The following is a 15168-nucleotide window of genomic DNA, read 5'->3' as shown; positions in this document are numbered from 1 at the left end:
TTGTGGACCCGACGCGGGTTCAGGCACCCTGCGCCGGTGATCGACTACGACCGGCGGGCGCTCGTCGAGGCCTACATCGCCGTGCAGCCGGAGACCCGGCAGGAGCCCTACGGCAGCAACACCGCCTTCGCGACCGCGATGCTGGCGCACCGGAAGCGGGTGCTGGACGGGCTCCAGCGGCTGTTCGGGGTGGTGCTGGAGCGCGAGGCGACGCCGCAGAACCAGCGCGCGCTGTTCTTCATGTTCAACAGGGTCATCGCCTCCTACCTGAAGGTCTCCGCGCCCGGTGACGGGATGGTGGACGCCACCGCGATCTACCAGCAGCTGGAGCAGAACGGCCTGGAGCGGACCGCGCTCATCAGCGGGTTGACGCGCATCCGGGAGTGCAACGAGCAGGTGCGCGAGCACCACCTGGAGGTGCTGGACGTGCTGGTCGGGGTGTTCCTGGGCGACCGGGCGGACGCGACGTTCACCTCCGCCGACCTGGCCGCCCTCGGGGTGGACGACTCGGCGGGGCCGAAGACCGCCGACTACGACATGTGGGAGGACTACTGATCCGGCGGGGGTGAGCGTCGGGGGGTCTCCCGGTACCCGGACCACCGGGATCTCCCCGACCCCCGGACCGCCTGCCAGCCTGGTCGTGCCAGAGTCCACGGCAGAACAGGCGAAAACCCATGGCGGACAACCACTTCACCCCCCACGCGGCCCTCTTCGACCTCACCGGGAAGCGCGCGCTCGTCACCGGTGGCACCAGGGGCATCGGGCTGATGATCGCGCGCGGCCTCCTGCAGGCCGGGGCCCGCGTCGTCATCAGCTCGCGCGACGCGGGCGCGTGCGCGCAGGCCCGCAGTCACCTGTCCGGGTTCGGCGACGTCGAGGCGTTCCCCGCCGACCTGTCCGCGCCCGACGGGTGCCACCGCCTCGCGGACCTCGTCACCGCCGACTCGGACCGCCTCGACGTCCTCGTCAACAACGCGGGGGCCATGTGGCGCGAGCCCCTGGAGACGTTCCCGGCCGAGGCCTGGGACACCGTGCTCGACCTCAACCTCAAGGCGCCCTTCCGGCTGGTGCAGGCGCTGCTCCCGGCACTGCGCGCGGCAGCCACCCCGGACGACCCCGCGCGGGTGGTCAACGTCGGCAGCATCGCCGCCATCCACGTCGCCGCCGCGCCCAACTACTCCTACGCCGCCAGCAAAGCGGGCCTGCACCAGCTCACCAGGGTGCTGGCCAGGGAGCTCGGCCCGCAGCACGTCACGGTCAACGCGGTGGCCCCCGGACCGTTCCCGTCGCAGATGATGGCCACCACGCTCGCCACCCTGGGCGACGCGATCGCCGCGAAGGCCCCGCTGCGCCGCCTCGGCCACGACGACGACATGGCCGGTGTCGCCGTGTTCCTCGCCTGCCGGGCCGGGGCGTACCTCACGGGCGCGGTCATCCCGGTCGACGGCGGCATCGCCACGACCGCGTCGGGCACGTAGGAGGGGCACCGGCAGTGCCTCCCTCCCCCGTCGATCACGGCCTACCGTGGACCGGTGACCACGACCGACCCGCGCACCGAGATCAAGGAGTTCCTGACCTCGCGCCGCGCCCGGATCACGCCCGAGCAGGCCGGACTGCCCGCCTACGGCGCCCACCGCCGGGTCGCGGGCCTGCGCCGCGAGGAGGTGGCGATGCTGGCCGGGGTGTCGGTCGACTACTACGTGCGCATGGAGCGCGGCGGCCTCTCCGGCGCCTCCGACGGGGTGCTCGACGCGCTGGCCTCGGCCCTGCGGCTCGACGAGGCCGAGCGCGCGCACCTGCTCCACCTCGCCCGCCGGTCCGGGACGCCGGGCGCTCCCCGCAGGCGACCGGCCACGGTGGTGCGCCCGGCACTGCGGCGGGTGCTCGACGCGATCACCGACGCGCCCGCCTGGATCTGCGACGGCCGCTACGACGTGCTGGCCGCGAACCGGCTGGCCCGTGCCCTGTACTCCCCCGTGCTGGCCGATCCGCGCCGACCGGCGAACACCGCGCGGTTCGTGTACCTGGAACCCGAGGCGGCGCGGGCGTTCTTCCCCGACTACGACCGGATCGCCCGCGACGTGGCCGCGAAGCTGCGCATGGAGGCCGGTCGCGACCCGCACGACGAGGCGCTGATCGCCCTGGTCGGCGAGCTGTCGACGCGCAGCGAGCTGTTCCGGCGGCGGTGGGCGTCCGGGGACGTGCGGCTGCACCGGTCGGGGCGCAAGCGCCTGCGCCACCCGGTGGTGGGCGGGCTCGACCTGGACGTGGAGTCGATGGAGCTGCCCACCGACCCCGGCCTGCTCCTGACCGTCTACACCGCGCCCTCGGGCACGCCGACAGCCGACGGCCTCGCCCTCCTGGCGTCGTGGGCGGCCAGCCAGGAGGAGCGGGCGGGATGACCGGCCCCCGGCTTCATTTCATCCGACACTGAAGTCATCATGCCCTGTGATTCCAACTTATTCCACGTCGCCTCGGGCACCCCGGCCCGAGGCGACCCCACCCCGCTCAGGCCAGGAACAGCACCGACGTCAGCGTCAGCACCCCCACCGCCATCACCCACGTGTAGGGCAGCGTCGACGCCATCACCTTCTCCGGCCGCACGCCCGCGTACTGCGCGCTCCACACCGTCTGCGTGCTCGTCGGGTCCGACACGCACAGCACCTGCCCGTACGACGACATCAGCCCCAGCACCGCCGGAACCGGGTACACCCCTCCCCCGGCCAGCACCCCGGCGATGCCCGCGCCGAGCCCGTACACGTTGAGCGGCCCCCGGTACAGGCACAGCGGCACCAGCAGCGCGAACACCACCACGAACAGCACCGGCCCGGACGGGCTGACCGCCGACACCACCGGGTCCAGCGCGGCCACCGCCCCCGGCAGCCGCACCGCCGACAGCAGCATCCCGATCGCGACGAACAGCACCAGCGGCGGCGCGGCCACGTCGAACGCCCGGTACAGCGAGCGCATCGCCGTCTCCCCCAACCGGCCCGGCCGGGTGGTGGTCAGCAGCGCGAACACCACGCCCGCCAGCAGCGACGGCACGATCGGCAGCTCGAACCCGAGCGCCAGCACGATCGGCAGCAGCGGCGCGACGAGCGCGTACCAGGGCGCGTCCCCGCGCCGGGCCCGCTTGTCCGGGGCCTTGGCCGCCCGCACCGCCCACGCGTGCCTGGCGCCCCGCCGCCGCACCTCCACCAGCACGTAGGCGACCCCGACCACCAGCGCGATCGGGAACACCTTGAGCTGGAACGCCCGCACCTGCTCCAGCGGCAGGTCCACCGCGTCGGACAGGAACTGCCAGCCGATCAGCTCCACCGGCAGCCCGGTCGCCAGGCCCATCAGCACCGTGCCGCCCGCGACCACCGGCGGCACCCCCACCGCGATCATGGCCGGGATGCCGACCACGCCCGCGAGCATCGCGGCGGGCGCGGAGCCGGTGATCGACCCGCACAGCACCGCCACCGCGTACACCCCGAGCGCCACCACGGCGGGCCGCTCGCCGCCGAACTCGACGATCTTGCGCACGAGCGTGGCGGCGATGCCGGTCTCGGACATCAGCGTGCCCAGCCACGAGCCGAGCAGCACCGCGATCATCGTGCTCGCCAGCAGCGCGGACCCGTTCTGCAGCACGGCGGTGACGCTGTTCTCCTTGCCCACCAGGGAAGCCCCGGACAGCAGGGCGATCACCACGGCGAGCAGCCCGAGCGCGAACGCGGTGGGCAGGACGCGGGTGAGCATGAGCGCGACCCCGATGGCCATCACGGCCAGCACGGCGATCCCCATCGATCAGCCTCCTTGCGCGACGAGGGCGAGGCTGTCCGCGAGTGCCGCGGTCAGCGCGAGCGGGCTGCGGCCCAGGCCGCTGACCCGGTGGGCGAACCGGTGCGCGACGAGCTCGTCGGCCCCGGCGACGTGGCCGAGCACGCGCCACCGGCCGAGCCGGAGGGCGTGGTGCCCCAGGCGCCGCTTGAGCTCGCGGGCGAGCGGGCCGTGCAGCAGGTGGTGGGCGACCTCGTGCGCGACGGCGGCGGTGCGCAGGGCGTCCGGGTCGACGTCCCACCCCCGCTCCCGCGCGATCCGGCGGACCCGGCGCAGCGCGTCGGTGCGGACGACGGCGGTCCCGGTGCGGCGGTGGTACTCGGCCAGCACGACCTCGCCGTCCCGCACCCCGCCGTCGCGCTCTACCACCCGCACGTCCGGCGGCAGCCCGCGCTCGGCCAGCTCGTCGCCGAACCCCAGCGCCGTGCGCGCCCAGCGCCGCAGCAGCTCGGGGTCGCGGTCCTCGTGGGTGGGCGTGGCCGCCAGCAGGGCCGCGCCGAGCTCCTCGTCGGTCACCGCCGGTCCTCCACGATCGCCACGACCGGCTCGTCCGGTCCCCTGGAGGACAGCTCGGCGCCGATGAGCGCGACGAGCTGGTCCCGGTCCAGCACCCCGGACAGGTCCGCGATCTTCGCGCCGACCAGCAGCGACACGGCGGGCGCGCGGGAGCCGCCGTCACCGTGGGAGGTGTGCTCGTCCACCACCCCGGCCAGCTCGCCGGGGGCGCGGGCGACGGTGGTCTCGGCGACGTGCGCGCCCGCCGCGTGCAGCCGGACCACGCCCTCCCGGTCGACCACGCGCACGTGCCGGGTGGTGCGGCCGAAGCCGAGCAGGCCCCTGCGGCGGACCTGCGCGCCCCACACCGCGTGGTGCCCGGTGGCGGTGAGGCGGGTGACCTGGTCGGCGGGCACGTCCAGGCTGCGCGCGACGGCCGCGCGCACCGCGTCCTCGTCGACGACCTGGGCGCGGTCCTTGGCGCGCAGCTCGGTGGCCCCGGTGGCGACGGCGCGGATCAGGTTGCGCTGCGGGTCGACCACGACGTCCACGTCCACCCCGGCGGGGTCGGCGCCCTGGGCGATGACGGCCCGCTCGGCCTCGGCGCGCACCGCGAGCACGTCGGTGTGGCTCGGGTCGGGGACGATCCGCTCGACCGACTCGCGCACCAGTGCCAGCGCCGCGCCGAGCGGGCTGATCACCTCGCTGTGCGCGGCGATCCGCCAGTCCACTGTGGACCGGGTGCCCAGGAACGGGGTGATGGCCGCCGCTCCCCCGCCGCCGCCGACCAGGGTGAGCGCGGAGCGGTCGAGCCGGTAGGCGGCCACGAGCTGGTCCACCACGGCCTCGACCGGGGCGATCGCCTTGCGCAGCACCGCTGTCGCGGCCTCCTCGACGGTCGTGCCGAGATCGGCGGCGAGCACGGCGATCGCGGCGCGGGCGGTGCCGGGGTCGGCGAGCGCGTAGGCGTCCGGCGGGACGACGCCGAGCGCGTTGGCCGCGCAGGTGGTGGTGAGCGCGAACCTGCCGCCACCGGGCGTCTCCAGCGCGACGTGGTCGGCCGGGTCGCCGTCGCGGGGCGCCAGGCGCACCAGGGTCGCGCCGTCCAGCGCGCCGGGTTCGGCGAAGCAGGCGTACGGCAGTCCGGCGATGTGCGCGCTGCGCGGCCCGACCTGCGTGACCGCGCCGCCGGAGACCCGGATCATGGAGCCGCCGCCGACGCCCACGGTGCGCACGTCCAGCGCGGGCAGGTACGTCTCCCGACCGCCCAGCCGGGCGTGCCGGACCTGCACCTTTCCCCTGCGCACCACGGAGATGTCGGTGGAGGTGCCGCCGGTCTCCAGGAAGACGCCCTCGCTCAGCCGCTCCCCCATCAGCGCGCCCGCGACGCCCGCCGCCGGTCCGGACAGCGCGGTGAGCAGCGGGCGCTTGCGCATCTCGGCGACGGACATGACGCCGCCGTCGCCGCGCACGACCATGAGCGGGGCGGTGATCCCGGCGGCGGCGACGCTGCGGTCGACCAGGTCGGCGGTCCCGGTCATGCGCGGCATGATCCCGGCGTTGAGCACGGCCGTGCGGGCGCGCTTGGCCAGCCCGTACAGGCCGGTGATCTCGTGCGTCGCGGTCGCCGGGAGGCCCTGCTCGCGGGCCTCGGCGACCACGGCGCGCTCCCCCAGCGGGTCGTCGACGCTGAACGGCTCGACCGCGACCACGACCTCGGCGCCCTCGCGGTGCAGCGCGTCGACGGCCGACTTGACCACCACCGGGTCGGCCGGGTCGGTGACGGCGGCGTAGCGGATCGGCAGCGGGCGGCCGGGCGCCAGTTCGAGTCTGCGCAACGACTTCAGCCGCGCGGTGGCCCAGGCGTCGAACCCGGTGCCGATCCCGGCGATGCCGACCACAGCCACGTCGCCCTCCAGCAGGGCGTTGGTGGCCTGGGTGGTGCCGTGCGCCAGGAACGACACCCTGGCCAGGTCGACGCCGGTGGCCGCGCGCAGCTCCTCCAGGGCGCGCAGGATGCCGTGGGCGACGCCGTCGGGGTGGTCGTGGCTGGTGGGGACCTTCACCTTGCCCAGCAGGGCGAAGGTGGCCGCGTCGACGGCGACCGCGTCGGTGAACGTGCCGCCGACGTCGACGCCGATCCGCACCCCGCCCGCCCGTGCTCCGCCCGACCGGACCTCGTCTGCGCGGACCTCGCCTGCTCGGACCTCGTTGTCCTCGCTCATCAGTACCCCCTGACGTCGGGCCAGTGGCGCTCCACCCCGGCCCGGTCCAGCAACTGGGCGAACTCGTCGAAGCGCCGCTCCCGCACCGCGCGCGGGCTGATCCCCTCGCTCAGCGCGAAAGCGGCCAGGTGGCCCGCGACCTCGCCCGCGTTCCACTCCACCGGGTGCAGCCGGTAGCAGCCGTTGGTGATGTGCGTGGTGCCGATGTTCTTGGCCGCGGGCAGCAGGTTCTCCACCCGCTGCGGCAGCAGGGCGCCGAGCGGGATCTCGAACGGCGTGCTGGCCACGTCCACGTACCCGTCGCCGGAGGTGGACGGGTGCAGGTCGATCCGGTAGCTGCCCACGCCCACCGAGTCCGGGTGCGCCTTGCGGCCGTGCGGCCCGAGGACCGCCAGCGACACGTCGTGCTCGGTGACCGTGGTGACGGCCTTGATCCGCCGTGATTCCCGGACGTAGGCGGACTTCGCGAGCCCGTCGCGGCTGCCCATGACGTCGTGCCGCAGCTTCAGGCCGGGGAAGCCCAGCTCGGTCTGCAACCAGTAGAGCACCGACTTGGACAGCTGCTTGGCCTCGTGGTGCGCCAGCGCCACGTCCTCGGTGGTGCTGACGCCGTCGATCTCCAGCGCGGGCCGCAGCCAGTAGTCGTTGAGCGGCCAGTTGACCAGGGTGATGTCGGAGTCGAACGCGCCATCGCGGTGCAGGCCGCGCGCCAGGATGCGGCGGAAGCCCCACAGCTCCTTGTCCCCGGCGTCCGCGCTCTGGTCCGCGCTGACCGCCAGCGGGTCGCCCTCCGGGTTGGGGACGAACGTGCGCGGCACCGGTTCCAGGGTGCGCGGGTCGGGCGCGAGCAGCCCCAGCAGCGGTCCCGGCCAGAACTCCGGCCGGTAGGAGCGCCAGAAGTCGTACATCTCCGGCCGGTCGACGGTGTGGTCCTCACCGGCGTGGTGGGACAGGGCGAAGCAGTAGGTGATGCCCTGCAGGTTCGCCGGGTCGGCCACCTCGGGGGCGTGCGGCTCGTCGTGCTCGTCGCGGGACTCCGCGCCCACCGCGAACTCCACGCCCGCCATCGGCAGCAGGTCCCCGCCCTCGGTGGCGTCGAGCACGACGTCGAAGCGCACCACCACGTCCCCGCCCGGTCCGGCGAGGGTGACCGCGTCGACCCGGTCGCCGCTGGTCTCGGCGGAGGTGGGGCGGTGCTCCAGCAGCACGGTCAGCCGCCCGGCGCTGCGGTGCGGCGCGAGCATCGACTCCAGGACGGCGAGCGCGACGCGCGGCTCGTGGCACAGCTTGGACACCCGGCCGGCGCCGGGGTTGAGCGCGTCCAGCCGCAAGGCCTCGGCGCGCAGCGGGTAGTGGGCGCGGTAGTAGTCGCGGATGCCCCGGCGCAGCCGCCGGTAGGAGGCGGTGGCGCCGAAGCTCTCGATCCACGGGTGCTCGTCGGGCGGCACGCCCTGGGCGGTGAGCTGCCCGCCGATCCAGTCGGTCTCCTCGGTGAGCACGACGCGGCGCCCGGCGGACGCGGCGGCCAGCGCGGCGGCGACGCCGCCCAGCCCGCCGCCGACGACGAGGACTTCGGTGCGGATCTCGGTCATGGGCCCTTCCTGCGGTCGGTGCTCGCGCCCAGGACGGGCGCGCAGGCGAGCAGGCGCCTGGCCTGCGGGGAGTCGGGGGTGGTGGCGCGGGTGACCAGGTCGACGAGCAGGCGCACGGCGGCGCGGCCCATCTCGTGCCGGGGCACCTCGAAGCCGGTGACGCTCTCGTCGTCCGGTGGGCGGCCCAGCAAGGCCAGCGACAGGTCGTCGGGCACGCGGAGCCCGGCGTCGCGGATCGCCCGGCGCACCGCGAGGTAGGCGGCGCAGGTGTCGGTCTCCTCCACCACGATCGCGGTGACGCCGTCCGCGACCCAGGAGCGGACGAGGTCGGTGGTCAGGTCGCTGCCGTCGGTGCGGGTGACCCGCTCCAGGGCGGCGCCGCGCTCGCGGTCGGTGGACGAGGGGGCGTCGTCGTGCTCGCGCACGTACCGGATGTCCCGGTGCCCCAACGACCTCAGGTGCTCGACGACGGCGGCCGAGGCGGTGACGTAGTCCGCGCCCACGTGGGGGATTCCGCCCTCCAGCTCGTCCCGCCGTCCTATGTAGACAAGCGGGAAGCCCTCCGCGACGAGGGGGGCGACCGCGTCGACCGGCACGTGCCTGCCGAAGAACAGGCAGCCGTCGGCGATGCGGGTGCGCCGCAGCTCGCGGCTGTCGTGCGCGCGGCCCGCCGCGCCGGTGAACAGCAGCAGGTCCTGCCCGAGGGCGGCGGCCTGCTCCTCCACGCCGGTCAGGATCGGGTGGTAGGAGTCGGCGATGTCGGTGGGGAAGGTCGGGGTGAAGGTGTAGACGCCGAGGATGTTGTTGCGCCGCGAGGCGAGCCGGGTCGCCACGGGGTCGGGCACGTAGCCCAGCTCCTCGGCGGCGGCGAGCACCCGCAGCCGGGTGCTCTCGGCCATGCGCAGGTTCGACCGGTTGCCCCCGAGCACGACCGAGACGGTCGCCTGGGACACCCCGGCGAGCTTCGCGATGTCGGCTTGCCTCGGCCTGGGCGGCATTGCGGCTCCTTCGCGCCAATGCGGATTAGCGGGAGACTTCCCGCCGGTCGGCGGGAAGTCAACGATTCACCTCGAAGTGACCGGAAATCCGCGAACAGGGGAATTAATACGTATTAGCACCTTGACGGCGGCGGGGTGGCGGCGCGAAGACTGTGCGGATCACTTCAGCGACGCGAGGAGCGATGAGCATGGGCGAGCTGTCCCGCCGAGGGGTGTTGCGCGCGGCCGTGGTCGGCGGCGTCGGGGTGGTCGGCGGAGCCGGGCTGACGGCGGGGACGGCGGCGGCCGAGCCACCCGGCTTCCCGAACTACCGCTACCAGGGTCTGGCCCTGGACAAGGGGAAGCTCGCGTACAACCCGACCGGTGAGCTGATCTTCCCGAGCGTGCGCGGCACGGTGGGCCGGATCTCCGGGGCGTTGGGCAGGTTCTACCTGTACTACGCGCCGCACGACGCGCCCGGCGGCATCTGCCTGGCCTACTCGGACTCGTTGGCGGGCCCGTACACCGAGCACCGGGGAAATCCGATCGTCTCCCGGAAGTGGGGCGAGCACTACGACGTCAGCCACGTCTCGTCGCCGCACGCGCTGTGGAACGAGGACGCGAAGGAGATGTGGCTGTACTTCCACGGCGAGAACACGACGACCCGGCTCGCGCGTTCCAAGAACGGCGTCGACTTCACCTACGACCGAGTGGTCCTGACCACCGCGATGCTCCCCGCAGGCGCCACGGAGGCATCGTACGCCAGGGTGTTCCGCCACGACCTGCCGAACGGCGCCCGGTACGTCATGGTGTTCATGATCAACACCACCGCGAACCGCCGCTCGATCGGCTGGGGCTCCTCGAAGGACGGCAGGTCCTGGACGATCTCGCAGACCCCGCTGGTGCGCCCGCAGGACCTCGGCGTGCAGAACCTCGGCGCCCCCGCCGTGGTCGAGCGCAACGGCACCACGTACGTGATCTACCACTGCGACAAGGCCTCCGGCGGCACGATGCGCATCACCGAGGTGGGCAAGGACTTCACCAAGCGCAGGCACATGGGCGTGTTCAACGCGCCGCTGCCGGGCTTCCCGGACAACGGCCGGTGCGCGGCCCCGGCGTTCGGCAGCGACGGCGGCGTGGAGTACATGATCTACGAGGCGGGCGAGCGCCTGTCCGGCAACATCGCGGTGGCCAGGGGCTTCCCGAACCCCTGAGCGCGCACCCGGTGAGCCGCAGGCCGGGGAGCGCGTCCCGGACCGCCCGTGAGGGCGTGGCGGCGGCCACGCCCTCCGGACGACGGACGCGCTTGCGCCGGTTGACCGCTGCCGCGCAGGCCGGTCCGGGACGACACTGGGTCGCGGGCGAGGAACCGTCGAGGGAGACCCCATGACCCCCACTTCCCGCGCGGCGACCACCGCGGTCGCGGCCCTGCTGCTCACCGGCGCGCTCACCCCCGCCGCGACCGCCGCACCGGCCGACCTTGTCGCCTCCTACACCTGCGCCACCTCCACCGGCCGGACCGTGCCGGTGGGCGTGCACTTCGGCGGTCTCCTGCCCGACGACGTGGGCGCCCTGCCGAACGCGGTCTCCTACGCCCAGACCGCCTTCGTGGACCTGGACCTGGACATCACCAACCTGGTCGAGGGCCGCGTCGACGGCGACAGCACGGCGCGGGTGGACGTCTCGATCACCGGCGCGGCCACCAGGCAGGTGCGGGCGGACCTCACCTTCGCCCCCGGCCAGGGCTGGTCGTGGCTGCACGCCGCAGGAGGCCTGGCCCCGCTGCGCGTGGACCCGCCGGGCAACCACGAGATCCGCCTCGGCGACATCACCCTGTCCCTGCGCCCCAAGGCAGACGACGGCGCCCCGCTCCCCCCGCTGGACGCCCTGTGCACCAGGACGCCCGGCGGCGACGACCTCCTGGGCGTCGTCCAGTCCCTGGCCTACATCGCGGACCGCCCCCTGCGCCCCACCGACCTGACCGTCACCGCCACCACCCCGACCACCACGACGGTGACCTGGGTGGGCCGCTCCTGGTGGACCGCCACGGCGGGCTACGACGTCCACCTGGACGGTGCCCTCGTCACGACCACCACCGACCCGCAGGTGACCTTGACCGGCCTGGCCCCGGACAGCCAGCACCGCCTGAAGGTGGTCACCCGCGACGTGCGGGGCAGCACGTCCCTGCCGAGCCAGGGCCTGGTCTTCGCGACCGCGCGCGGCTGACCACGGGACAACCGCTCCGCCGCGCGCGAGCCGGGCGGCTCCCCGACGTTCCCGAGCACGCCCCGCCCCCTCTCCCTCCCTCCCCCCCCCGATCACCCGGTCGGTGAAGTCCGGTTCACCCGATTTCCAGCGGGTAGCCCGTCGCCGACGAAGGAGGTCGGCGATGACGAGCAAGACCGAGACGACGCCCGCCCAGCACGACCGGGAGGTGGACCAGGACGCCCAGAAGTCCCTGTTCCGCCTGGTCACCGCCCGGTCGGCGGTGCTGACCGCGACGGCCGCCGCCCTGGGGTGGCTGCTGGCGCGCGCCCTCGCGCGGGGAGGTCGCGCGTGAACGGCACCGTCGCGGACGCGCTGGTCCGCCGCCTGCGCACCTGGAACGTCCCCAGGGTCTTCGGCTACGCGGGCGACGGCATCGATCCCGTCCTCGCCGCGCTGCACCGCGCGGGCGGTGACCCGGAGTTCGTCCCGTCGCGCCACGAGGAGCTGGCCGCCTTCGCCGCCTGCGGCCACGCCAAGTACACCGGCGGCGTCGGCGTCTGCCTGGCGACCCAGGGCCCCGGCGCGATCCACCTCCTCAACGGCCTCTACGACGCCAAGCTCGACCGCCGCCCGGTCGTCGCGCTGGTCGGCCAGGTCGTGTCCACCGCGCTGGGCACCGGCTACCTGCAGGAGGTGGACCTGCACTCCCTCCTCAAGGACGTCTGCGGTCGCTACCTGCACACCGTCTCCACCCCCGAGCAGCTGCCCGTCCTGCTGGACAACGCGATGCGCACCGCGATCGCCGAACGCGTGCCGACCTGCCTGATCCTGCCGCACGACGTGCAGCGCGCCGACGCCGTCGAGGACCCGCCGCACACCCACGGCGTGGTCCCCTCCTCCGCCGTCACCGCCCGCCCGCGCGTGCTCCCCCGCGAGGACGACCTGCGCGGGGCGGCCGACGTGCTCAACGCCGGTCACCGCGTGGCCCTGCTCGTCGGACGCGGCGCGGCGGGCGCCGAGCACGAGATCACCAGGCTGGTCGAGATCCTGGGCGCGGGCGTCACCACGTCCCTGCTGGGCAAACCGGTCCTCCCGGAGGGCCCGGCGTGGCACACCGGCGTCATGGGCCACCTGGGCACCACCGCGTCGGCCGAGCTGATGGCGGAGTGCGACACGCTGCTGATCGTGGGCAGCAACGACCCGTGGACCGAGTTCTACCCGGAACCCGGCCGGGTCCGCGCCGTGCAGATCGACGTCGACGCCCGCGTGATCGGCAGCAAGCACCCCGTCGAGGCGGCGCTGGTCGGCGACGCCCGCGAGTCCCTGCGCGCCCTGCTCCCCCTCCTGCGCCGCAACCCCGACCGCGGCTGGGAGCGCCGGGTGTCCGCCGCCACCACCCGCTGGCGCCAGGTCGCCGAGGACCGCGCGAACACCCCCGCGACCCCGCTCAACCCGGAACTGGTGGTGCGCGAGCTGTCCGCCCACCTGCCGCCAGACGTGCGGGTCGCCGTGGACGTCGGCTCCTCCACCTACTGGTACGCCCGCCACCTGGCCCTGCCACCGGGCGCGCCCGCGCACACCTCCGGCTACCTGGCCACGATGGGCTGCGCCCTCCCCTACGGCCTCGCGGCGAAGCTGGACGCCCCGGACCGCCCGGTGGTGGCGCTGGCCGGTGACGGCGCGATGCAGATGAACGGCCTGCTGGAGCTGATCACCCTGGCCGACCGCTGGCGCTCCTGGTCGGACCCGAGGTTCGTGGTGCTGGTGCTGCACAACCGGGACCTGAACGAGGTCACCTGGGAGCAGCGCGAGATGGAGGGCGACCCGCGCTTCCCGGCCTCGCAACGGGTTCCGGCGTTCCCGTACGCGGCGCACGCCGAGCTGCTGGGCCTGCGCGGCATCCGCGTCGACTCACCGGACCGGCTCGACGAGGCCTGGCGCGAGGCGTTCGCCGCCGACCGCCCGGTGGTCGTGGAGGCGGTGGTGGACCCGGCCGTGCCGCTGCTGCCGCCGAACCTGCCGGAGGAGAAGGCGCAGGCGGTGCTGCGGGGCCTCGACCAGGAGCCCGACAGCGACGCGGAGCGCGCGAACGTGCGACGCCAGTCCTGATCGCACCCCCGTGGACGAGCGGCCGACCGCGCGTCGCGGACGGCACGTCCCGCACGAGGCCGGGCCGGAGTGGTCCTCATCCCGTTCCACTCCGGCCACCGGGACATCACCGCTCCCCCGCCGTCACCCCGCTCACCGAGGTGATCTCGTCCACGTCCAGCTCCACCACCGCCCCAGGGGGCAGCGCGATCGCGGGCAACGCTCCCGGCCGGTACCCGACCAGGCACCCCAACGCCCTGGTGACCACCCCGGCCCCGGTGGCCGGGTCGGCCCGCATCTCCCACCCCGAGTGCCCGTCCACCGGTTCCCGCCGCCGCAGCACCACCCGCCGAGCCCGCTCAGCCCCGACCTCGACGTCCACCCCGTCGGCGAGGTCGGGCGCGGCAGCCGAGGTGATGGCCCGCTGCGCCCGCGTCAACCGGAGGACCCGGCTCAGGTTGCCGTGCCAAGGCCACCGCTCGGCGGGATGCGCCCAGAACACCAACGGCGCCAGCACCGCCGCCCGCCCCCGCTCGACCCCGATCACGAACCGCCCGCACCCGAACCGCACCACCTCCCCGTCCGGAACCCCCGCGAACCGCGCGACCAGCTCCTCGGCCAGGTCCTCGTACCCGTGCTCGACCGACACCCGCACCGCCCGCCCGTCGATTTGGTACGTCCTGACCCGGCTGACCACGGCGACGTCGGCGTCGTCGTCCACGACCACCCCGCGCTCCCGCAACAACCGCCTGCCCTCCGCGGGCACCACCCCGGACGAGCGCACCACCGCCAACGCGGGCAGACGGGCCAACTCCCCCCACTCGCGCACGTCGAACGAGTCGTCCTCCCCGTCCCAGTGGGGGGCGACGTCGAAGTAGATGCTGTTGCCCCCGTCGAGGAGCACCTCGGTGACCCGCCCCAGCACCTCGTCCGGGATGACCAGGTCCCGGTAGTAGGCGACGGCGTCGGGGTTGCGGTAGGTCGGGGAGTGGTCGTCGGGCTGGGCGCCGGGGTAGGGCGGGAGCAGCTTGAGCGCGTAACACAGCTGGTCGAGCACCAGCAGCTTGGCGGCGAAGTCGGAGAACTCGGGCACGTGCCGGATGGTAGGCCGGGGGTCTGACAGCACGTCCGTCTTCACCAAAGACGACCGATTTGGTTAATCGGTAAACAATGGGTCGTTACCATCGGTCGTGCTCTGCACTCACCGGTGCACAGTCGCGCAACCCTGATTCCAAGCAAGGGGTATCACATTCGAGAGTCCGCGAATTGCGGCCTCAAGCACAGCAGAATCTGTGTCAGTACTAGGTGGCTGATTCACTGTGCCATTTGCCGATCCTCAGAGATAGGCTGTACGGTATGCGCTATCGAGGCCCTCGCCGCACGCGCGGCGGTGATCCCCTGTGGCAGTAACAGGTTTACTCCTCCCCGCTCGAGCGGGGGCGCCGCTCGCTTGACGCGCGAAGGACGGCACCCGTTCGCGAAAAGCGAACGGCCCCCGCTGGAACGGGGGCCGCCCTTCTTCCCCGAACCTGGATGAGGAGAGGAAGCAAACCGCATGTTACCCGGTCCCGATGCATCAGCAAACGATGATTCCCGAAGCTCGTTGATGAGCGGACGCGCCCTGCTGATCTTCCTGGCAGCAGTAGTTGTCAGCGCACTCCCAGCGGGAGGGGCGGCCTTCTCAGCGTGGATCTACACATCGAGCATCACCTCTCCCGCAACCGCGGTGGTCGCGGCAGCCACAACCGGTCTTGCGGTGTT

13 protein-coding genes are annotated in these 15168 nt (G+C 73.8%); 7 read left to right on the top strand and 6 right to left on the bottom strand.

The genetic code is table 11. The features are described from left to right. The first annotated feature begins 36 nt into the window (after nucleotides 1–36). The 3 genes from LV78_RS34850 (at nucleotide 37) to LV78_RS34840 (ending at nucleotide 2402) form a co-directional block, all read left to right on the top strand. Nucleotides 37–555, top strand: a complete 519-nt coding sequence (locus tag LV78_RS34850) for a hypothetical protein (protein WP_253850330.1) — start codon at nucleotides 37–39, stop codon at nucleotides 553–555. Between the two features lie 119 nt (nucleotides 556–674). Beyond that, nucleotides 675–1478, top strand: a complete 804-nt coding sequence (locus LV78_RS34845) for an SDR family oxidoreductase (RefSeq protein WP_253850329.1) — start codon at nucleotides 675–677, stop codon at nucleotides 1476–1478. Between the two features lie 54 nt (nucleotides 1479–1532). Next, a complete protein-coding gene (locus LV78_RS34840) occupies nucleotides 1533–2402 on the top strand; it encodes a helix-turn-helix transcriptional regulator (RefSeq protein ID WP_253850327.1) in 870 nt (289 codons plus the stop codon). Between the two features lie 106 nt (nucleotides 2403–2508). Here LV78_RS34840 and LV78_RS34835 read toward each other — a convergent pair whose 3' ends face one another. Genes LV78_RS34835 through LV78_RS34815 form a run of 5 tightly spaced genes read right to left on the bottom strand, consistent with a single transcriptional unit; the run spans nucleotide 2509 to nucleotide 9132 of the window. Continuing rightward, nucleotides 2509–3786, bottom strand: a complete 1278-nt coding sequence (locus LV78_RS34835; protein WP_253850326.1) for a transporter — start codon at nucleotides 3784–3786, stop codon at nucleotides 2509–2511. A 3-nt stretch (nucleotides 3787–3789) separates the two neighbouring features. Then, nucleotides 3790–4338 (bottom strand): hypothetical protein, encoded by a 549-nt coding sequence (locus LV78_RS34830; RefSeq protein ID WP_253850323.1) that lies wholly within the window; start codon nucleotides 4336–4338, stop codon nucleotides 3790–3792. Next, nucleotides 4335–6542, bottom strand: a complete 2208-nt coding sequence (locus tag LV78_RS34825; protein WP_253850321.1) for a hydantoinase/oxoprolinase family protein — start codon at nucleotides 6540–6542, stop codon at nucleotides 4335–4337. The genes LV78_RS34830 and LV78_RS34825 overlap by 4 nt, the downstream gene beginning before the upstream one ends. After that, complete coding sequence (locus LV78_RS34820) at nucleotides 6542–8134, bottom strand: FAD-dependent oxidoreductase (RefSeq protein ID WP_253850319.1); 1593 nt, start codon at nucleotides 8132–8134, stop codon at nucleotides 6542–6544. Before LV78_RS34820 ends, LV78_RS34825 begins: the two co-directional genes overlap by 1 nt. Further along, nucleotides 8131–9132 (bottom strand): LacI family DNA-binding transcriptional regulator, encoded by a 1002-nt coding sequence (locus tag LV78_RS34815; RefSeq protein ID WP_253850318.1) that lies wholly within the window; start codon nucleotides 9130–9132, stop codon nucleotides 8131–8133. Before LV78_RS34815 ends, LV78_RS34820 begins: the two co-directional genes overlap by 4 nt. 188 nt (nucleotides 9133–9320) lie before the next feature. On the opposite strand from LV78_RS34815, the gene LV78_RS34810 reads away from it, so the two are divergent. From LV78_RS34810 to LV78_RS34795, 4 genes are all read left to right on the top strand, one after another. After that, nucleotides 9321–10325, top strand: a complete 1005-nt coding sequence (locus tag LV78_RS34810; RefSeq protein ID WP_253850316.1) for a glycoside hydrolase family protein — start codon at nucleotides 9321–9323, stop codon at nucleotides 10323–10325. Nucleotides 10326–10497: 172 nt separating this feature from the next. Next, nucleotides 10498–11337 (top strand): DUF6801 domain-containing protein, encoded by an 840-nt coding sequence (locus LV78_RS34805; protein WP_253850314.1) that lies wholly within the window; start codon nucleotides 10498–10500, stop codon nucleotides 11335–11337. Nucleotides 11338–11500: 163 nt separating this feature from the next. Then, nucleotides 11501–11671 carry a hypothetical protein gene (locus LV78_RS34800; RefSeq protein ID WP_253850312.1) on the top strand — a complete coding sequence of 57 codons (171 nt, stop codon included), beginning with the start codon at nucleotides 11501–11503 and terminating at the stop codon, nucleotides 11669–11671. Continuing rightward, nucleotides 11668–13428, top strand: a complete 1761-nt coding sequence (locus tag LV78_RS34795; protein WP_253850310.1) for a thiamine pyrophosphate-requiring protein — start codon at nucleotides 11668–11670, stop codon at nucleotides 13426–13428. Before LV78_RS34800 ends, LV78_RS34795 begins: the two co-directional genes overlap by 4 nt. Before the next feature lie 106 nt (nucleotides 13429–13534). Here the strand turns inward: LV78_RS34795 and LV78_RS34790 are convergent, their stop codons facing one another. Next, nucleotides 13535–14500 (bottom strand): DUF6892 domain-containing protein, encoded by a 966-nt coding sequence (locus LV78_RS34790; RefSeq protein WP_253850308.1) that lies wholly within the window; start codon nucleotides 14498–14500, stop codon nucleotides 13535–13537. Nucleotides 14501–15168: the final 668 nt, after the last annotated feature.

The organism is Actinosynnema pretiosum (genome assembly GCF_024171695.1).
In the GTDB taxonomy this organism is placed as follows: domain Bacteria; phylum Actinomycetota; class Actinomycetes; order Mycobacteriales; family Pseudonocardiaceae; genus Actinosynnema; species Actinosynnema pretiosum.
This window is presented reverse-complemented; position numbering and strand designations above follow the sequence as displayed.